General features: G+C 60.6%; 6 protein-coding genes and 1 pseudogene. 5 read left to right on the top strand and 2 right to left on the bottom strand.

Annotated features, from left to right (window positions below; all coding sequences use genetic code 11):
• The 5 genes from recG to VFE81_RS03025 form a co-directional block, all read left to right on the top strand.
• Positions 1–1693: ATP-dependent DNA helicase RecG (gene recG / locus VFE81_RS03045; RefSeq protein ID WP_325043174.1), on the top strand; the 1693-nt coding region annotated here is incomplete at its 5' end.
• A 102-nt stretch (positions 1694–1795) separates the two neighbouring features.
• Positions 1796–2755 (top strand): hydrogen peroxide-inducible genes activator, encoded by a 960-nt coding sequence (locus VFE81_RS03040; protein ID WP_325043173.1) that lies wholly within the window; start codon positions 1796–1798, stop codon positions 2753–2755.
• A gap of 393 nt (positions 2756–3148) precedes the next feature.
• Entirely contained in the window at positions 3149–4603 is a 1455-nt protein-coding gene (locus tag VFE81_RS03035; RefSeq protein ID WP_325043172.1) for a catalase, read from the top strand.
• Between the two features lie 102 nt (positions 4604–4705).
• Positions 4706–4870, top strand: a complete 165-nt coding sequence (locus tag VFE81_RS03030; protein WP_325043171.1) for a hypothetical protein — start codon at positions 4706–4708, stop codon at positions 4868–4870.
• A gap of 154 nt (positions 4871–5024) precedes the next feature.
• A complete protein-coding gene (locus VFE81_RS03025) occupies positions 5025–5513 on the top strand; it encodes a Dps family protein (protein ID WP_027777895.1) in 489 nt (162 codons plus the stop codon).
• A gap of 178 nt (positions 5514–5691) precedes the next feature.
• Here VFE81_RS03025 and VFE81_RS03020 read toward each other — a convergent pair whose 3' ends face one another.
• Both VFE81_RS03020 and VFE81_RS03015 read right to left on the bottom strand, forming a co-directional pair.
• Positions 5692–5919, bottom strand: coding sequence for a hypothetical protein (locus VFE81_RS03020; RefSeq protein WP_325043170.1), 228 nt, complete (start codon positions 5917–5919; stop codon positions 5692–5694).
• Between the two features lie 31 nt (positions 5920–5950).
• Positions 5951–6499, bottom strand: a pseudogene (locus VFE81_RS03015) (hypothetical protein); the annotation flags it as partial.

The raw sequence follows: 6499 nt of genomic DNA, 5'->3' as shown, positions 1-6499 counted from the left end.
GCCACTGCCGCAGGCGCTGACGCCGGTGTATCCGAGCACCGCGGGCGTGACCCAGACGTACCTGCGCAAATCGATTGATAACGCGTTGTCGCGCACGTCGTTGCCGGAGCTGCTGCCCGAGCCGATTGCGCACGCTTTTTTGCAGCCGCTCGGCGTGCCCGCGCTGATGGAGGCGGTGCGCACGCTGCATCATCCGGGCGTGCAATCCGATGAAACCGCGTTGATCGACGGCACGCATCCGGCGTGGGTGCGGATCAAATTCGAGGAATTGCTGGCGCAGCAGATGTCGTTGAAGCGCGCCCACGACGAGCGCCGCACGCGTGCGGCGCCGGCCATGCCGCGCCGGAAGCTGGGCGATGAAGCGGCGCTCGTGGCGCGTTTGTTAAAGGCGTTGCCGTTTTCGCTGACGGCGGCGCAGGAACGCGTGGGCGGCGAGATCGCGCTCGATCTGACGCAGCCTCATCCGATGCAACGGTTGCTGCAGGGTGATGTTGGCAGCGGCAAGACGATCGTGGCCGCGCTGGCCGCCGCGCAAGCGATCGACGCCGGCTACCAGGCTGCGCTGATGGCGCCGACCGAAATCCTCGCCGAACAGCACGCGCGTAAATTGCGCGGCTGGCTGGAGCCGCTGGGCGTGAGCGTCGCGTGGCTGGCCGGCAGTCTGAAGACGAAGGAAAAGCGTGCCGCGATCGAAGCGGCTGCGCTCGGCACAGCACAACTCGTGATCGGCACGCACGCCATCATTCAGGACGCGGTTGAGTTCGCGCGGCTGGGGTTGGTGATCGTGGACGAACAGCATCGCTTCGGCGTGGCGCAGCGCCTCGCCTTGCGCGCCAAGGCGCGCAAGGCCGCCGCCGGCGCGCGCGATTTCCAGCCGCATCAATTGATGATGTCCGCGACGCCGATTCCGCGCACGCTGGCGATGACCTATTACGCCGACCTCGACGTCTCGACGATCGACGAACTGCCGCCGGGGCGCACGCCGATTTTGACCAAGCTCGTCTCCGACGCACGGCGCGAGGAGGTGATCGGCCGTGTGCGTGAGGCCGCGCTGACGGGACGGCAGGTGTATTGGGTGTGTCCGCTGATCGAGGAAAGCGAGACCTTGCAGTTGCAGACCGCGGTGGAGACCTACGAGACGCTGGTGGCCGCGCTGCCCGAATTGAATGTCGGTCTGGTGCACGGGCGTCTCGCGCCGGCGGAGAAGGGCGCCGTAATGGATGCGTTCACGCGCAACGAGGTGCAGTTGCTGGTGGCGACGACGGTGATCGAAGTGGGTGTCGATGTGCCGAATGCGTCGCTGATGGTGATCGAGCACGCCGAGCGGTTCGGCCTCGCGCAGTTGCATCAGTTGCGCGGGCGGGTGGGGCGCGGGAGCGCGGCTTCGGTTTGCGTGCTGCTCTATACCGGGCCGCTGTCGATGACGGCCCGGGCACGCTTGCAGACCATGCGGGAAACAACGGACGGATTCGAAATTGCACGGCGCGACCTTGAGATTCGTGGTCCAGGCGAGTTTCTGGGCGCGAGGCAGTCGGGCGCGGCCATGTTGAGGTTCGCCGATCTCGAGAATGATCAGTGGCTAATCGAGCCGGCCAGAGAGGCCGCCGCGGCTTTGCTCGAGCAATACCCCGAGGTGGTGATGCAGCATCTGGCGCGCTGGCTCGGGGCTCGAGAGCAATATCTGAAGGCCTAGGGTCGTGCCTTTGGCGGCGGTAAAAGACCAAAAGGTTGGCGAACCGACCCTATAGGTGTATAACTAGAACCTATCGAACTCATCGCACTGATTGGTCCCCCAATGACGCTCACCGAATTGAAATACATCGTCGCGGTTGCCCGCGAGCGGCACTTCGGCCGGGCCGCCGAAGCGTGTTTCGTCAGCCAGCCGACTCTGTCGGTGGCAATCAAAAAGCTTGAAGACGAGCTCAATGTCCAGATTTTCGAGCGCGGCACCAGCGAAGTCAGCGTCACGCCGATCGGCGAACAGATCGTCACGCAAGCTCAGCGCGTCCTCGAACAAACGCTCGCTATCAAAGAGATCGCGAAACAGGGCAAAGACCCGCTGGTCGGGCCGTTGCGCCTCGGCGTCATCTACACGATCGGGCCGTATCTGTTGCCTACGCTCGTCAAGCAGATGATCAAGCGCGTCCCGCAGATGCCGCTGATGCTGCAGGAAAATTACACGATCAAGCTGATCGAACTGCTCAAGCAGGGTGAAATCGACGTCGCCATCATGGCGCTGCCGTTCCCGGAAACAGGCCTGATGCAACGCGCGCTCTATGACGAACCGTTTGTCGTCGCACTGCCGTCAGGTCACGCGTGGGAAAACCGCGAGAAGATCGACGCCGAGGATCTCAAGCAGGAAACCATGCTGCTGCTCGGCAGCGGCCACTGCTTCCGCGACCACGTGCTGGGCGTGTGCCCTGAACTGATGCGCTTCTCGCAGAACGCGGACGGCATCCAGAAGACGTTCGAAGGCTCGTCGCTGGAAACCATTCGTCATATGGTGGCGAGCGGCGTCGGGATTACCGTGCTGCCGCGCATGTCGGTGCACGAGGTCAAGCCCCATGCGGGCGGTATCGACGCGGGGCTGCTCAGTTACGTCGCTTTTGACGAGCCGGTGCCGGATCGCCGCGTCGTGCTCGCCTGGCGCAAGAGTTTCACGCGGATGCCCGCTATCGAAGCCATCTGCGACGCCATCAACGCCTGCGATCTGACGGGCGTCAAAAAGCTCGATCTGCCCGTCGCCGTCAATTAAGCGTGCTTCCCGCGTTCTAAGCCGGCCCGCCGCGTACCGTCGGCGGCCGGTCCGGCGGCCGCCCAGGCGCCGATAGTTGCAATCCCTATCGAATAGATAAAATTAATCAACCACGTAAATTCAATAGGGTTGATATAGTTTCCTCCATGGATCGCCCGATCCCATAAGACCCGGAGGAAATCATGACGCAATCGAACTCGCAGCAAGTCCAAGCCGTCGCCGCCCAATCCCCCCGCGTATTTACCGGTGCCTTCGCCGCCTCGGTGAGCAGCATGCGAACGGTTGCCTTGTCCTTGCTGGTCGATCGGGCTCTGTCCGCTTAAGTCATCGGCATCAGTACGCCGCGCCTCTCCCCACACTCTGTTTCCGATAAAAGCCACGCAGGAGTCACGCATGTCCGAACAAAAGCTCACCAATGCAGCCGGCGCACCCATCGCCGACAACCAGAATTCGATGACCGCCGGCGCGCGCGGTCCGGTCGTTCTGCAAGACGTCTGGCTGCTCGAGAAACTCGCTCATTTCGACCGCGAAGTGATTCCGGAACGCCGCGTTCACGCCAAAGGTTCGGGCGCATTCGGCACGCTGAAGGTCACGCACGACATCTCGCGTTTCACGAAGGCGAAGGTGTTCGCCCAGGTCGGCAAGGACACGCCGCTCTTCATGCGTTTTTCGACGGTGGCGGGCGAACGCGGCGCCGCCGACGCGGAACGCGACGTGCGCGGTTTCTCGATCAAGTTCTACACGGAAGAAGGCAACTGGGACGTGGTCGGCAACAACACGCCAGTGTTCTTCATCCGCGATCCGCTGAAGTTCCCGGACTTCATCCACACGCAAAAGCGCGATCCGTACACCAACATGCGCAGCAATGTCGCGGCATGGGATTTCTGGTCGCGTCATCCGGAGTCGTTGCATCAGGTCACCATCCTGATGAGCGATCGCGGCATTCCGCAGAATTTCCGGCAGATGCACGGCTTCGGTTCGCACACGTACTCGTTCATCAACGCGAACAACGAGCGGTTCTGGGTGAAGTTCCACTTCAAGTCGATGCAAGGCATTGAGAACTTTACCGACGCCGAAGCGGCGCAGGTCGTGGCGCAGGACCGTGAAAGCGCGCAGCGCGATCTGATTGGCAACATCGACGCAGGCAATTTCCCGACATGGCGTTTCGCCATTCAGGTGATGCCGGAAGCGGAAGCCGCGAACTATCGCTTCAACCCCTTCGACATCACGAAGGTGTGGTCGCAGAAGGACTATCCGCTGATCGACGTCGGCACGATCGAGTTGAACCGCAACGCGGCGAACTACTTCGCGGACGTGGAGCAGGCAGCGTTCACGCCGGCCAATGTGGTGCCGGGTATCGGCTTCTCGCCGGACCGTCTGTTGCAAGGCCGTTTGTTCTCGTATGGCGACACGCAGCGCTACCGCCTCGGTATCAATCACCATCAGATTCCGGTGAATGCGTCGCGCGTGGCGAGCCCGTATTCGTTTCATCGCGACGGTGCGATGCGCACGGACGGCAACCTCGGCGGCAATCTGAACTACGAGCCGAACCGCCTGGGTGACTTCGCGCAGGACACCAATGCGGCGGAGCCGCCGCTCGCAGCGGGTGCGGTCGATCGTTACGACCATCGTGTGGACGAGGATTACTACACGCAGCCGGGAATGTTGTTCGCACTGTTCGATGAGGCGCAACGTCAGCGTCTGTTCGGCAACATCGCGCGCCATATCAATGGTGTGCCGCAAGAGATCGTCGCGCGCCAGATCGAGCATTTCCGCCGCGCCGATCCGGCCTATGCGGAAGGCGTGATTGCCGCGATTGCCGACCTCGCTGAAGGCGGCAAGAAGTAAGCGGCAGGAAGCAAGCAACAAACGTAAGCTGTTGAAGCAACGCAGCAGGGCGGGGCGCATCGGCGCCCCGCCGGTATTGTTACGAATCGGGAGCTCAGGATCATGATCCAGATGATGATGTCCACCATTGGCGGCTCGGCGGCCACGCGTCGCGTGCAGCAACAGCAGCAAGCTTTGATGCTGCGCAAGGCGGTGGGATTCGCAATCGTCACAAGCGGATTGGCCGTGATCGTCGCGCAGGCCCTGCAACACGCGCTCGGCGCCTGATCGAGCGCAAGGCCATGGGTGCGGCAAGCGACCACGCGTCACACGAACGCAGCTGCTTTCTAAGATAAACTGGCGGACGTTCGTTGTGCTGGGTTTGCTAGCTGCACAACGTCACTTTGCCGACCGGTTCGTATCACTCTTCAAAGGAGTCATCATGGCCAAGAAAGAAGCCGTACAACACGTCAATATCGGGATTAGCGACAAGGACCGCAAGAAGATTGCAGAAGGCCTGTCGCGTCTGCTCGCCGACACCTACACGCTGTACCTGAAGACCCACAACTTCCACTGGAACGTGACGGGTCCGATGTTCAACACGCTGCATCTGATGTTCGAAACGCAGTACAACGAGCTGGCGCTCGCGGTCGATTCGATCGCTGAACGCATCCGCGCGCTGGGCGTGCATGCGCCGGGCAGCTATAAGGAATTCGCTAAGCTGTCGTCGATTCCGGAAGCGGACGGCGTGCCGGCTGCGGAAGAAATGATCCGCCAACTGGTGGAAGGTCAGGAAGCCGTGGTGCGTACCGCGCGTGCGATTTTCCCGTCGACGGAAGCCGCCAACGACGAGCCGACCGCCGACCTGCTGACGCAACGCATGCAAACGCATGAAAAGACCGCGTGGATGCTGCGCTCGATGCTGGCTTAAATGCCTTAGCGTTCGGGGTGTTTAGTCTGGCTTTCAGCGCAGTGCTTCGGTGTTGGCGTTGAACCGATTACAAACGAGGCCTCCCTTTTCGGGAGGCTTTGTTTTGTGCGCCCAGCATGGGCGCACATGAAGAAGGCGAGATTGCTCGCGAACATCGCTAAAGCAACTAGCATTAGATTCAGTCGAGAGTTTCCCCTTCGGGTATCAAGTCCGGGTGTTGTCTGCAAATGGGAACAATCGCGTTCTCAAAGAGTTCGTAGATGACGTCTGCCATTCCGCGCCGGAAAGTGGAAAAAACCTCTGGCGAGCAGTTCGCTTGCACAATCCTGATCGCATCATTGATGGACTTGTTTGCGTCGTAAAGTCGCGCAATCACTTCCGTGGCCGTTTCCTTATTTTCGATCATTTCTTCGACTCCTCACGTTTTTCATCCAGTGTTAAATCCGAGGGCACCCATGCAATTCTGCGCAATTGTTCACACAATTCCAGTACTTGAATCCGACGTCTACACCTGTCGGTAATACAGCATCGCACTTTTCTCGACACATGGTTCTCACCTGCGCGCAATCTCCGGTGTCCTTGCATTTGACGAATCCTGATGAACTGTTTGTATCGCTTGCGAACAGCTTTGCATAGAGCATCGTCCGTTTCGACAGGTCAGGAGTCAACACCGGAAACGGTAACTGATTCTGTGCCGCAACCTGAATTTCGACCGGATTGTCCGCGATGGGCTTGCCCGTCTGTGCGCTGAAATAAAGGTCGTGAAGGAACAGTGACCATGCAAGACGCGCCTGAATGAACCCGCAATCCACGCACACCGCGCTTATAGCCGGTGGTACATCAGACATGTTCGAGCGCAACCAGCCAAGGACGCCTGGTGGCGGCCCTACGGGGTCAATACCTGCCTGGTAGTTGTCCAGCCATTTGTCGATGTCGTCACTGCTAATCGCCGAGGCTGCTCCACCGTTCGTTGCGACCGTACCGTT

It is taken from the genome of Paraburkholderia sp. (assembly GCF_035656215.1).
Classification (GTDB): Bacteria; Pseudomonadota; Gammaproteobacteria; order Burkholderiales; family Burkholderiaceae; genus Paraburkholderia.
Note: the sequence above shows the minus strand (reverse complement) of the source record. Positions and strands in the feature narration are given on the sequence as shown.

Bases quoted from the DNA above. Each gene is read 5' to 3' on its own strand.
- VFE81_RS03025 (WP_027777895.1), top strand. From the start codon at position 5,025: ATGGCCAAGAAAGAAGCCGTACAACACGTCAATATCGGGATTAGCGAC.
- VFE81_RS03035 (WP_325043172.1), top strand. From the start codon at position 3,149: ATGTCCGAACAAAAGCTCACCAATGCAGCCGGCGCACCCATCGCCGAC.
- VFE81_RS03040 (WP_325043173.1), top strand. From the start codon at position 1,796: ATGACGCTCACCGAATTGAAATACATCGTCGCGGTTGCCCGCGAGCGG.
- VFE81_RS03030 (WP_325043171.1), top strand. From the start codon at position 4,706: ATGATCCAGATGATGATGTCCACCATTGGCGGCTCGGCGGCCACGCGT.
- VFE81_RS03020 (WP_325043170.1), bottom strand. From the start codon at position 5,919: ATGATCGAAAATAAGGAAACGGCCACGGAAGTGATTGCGCGACTTTAC.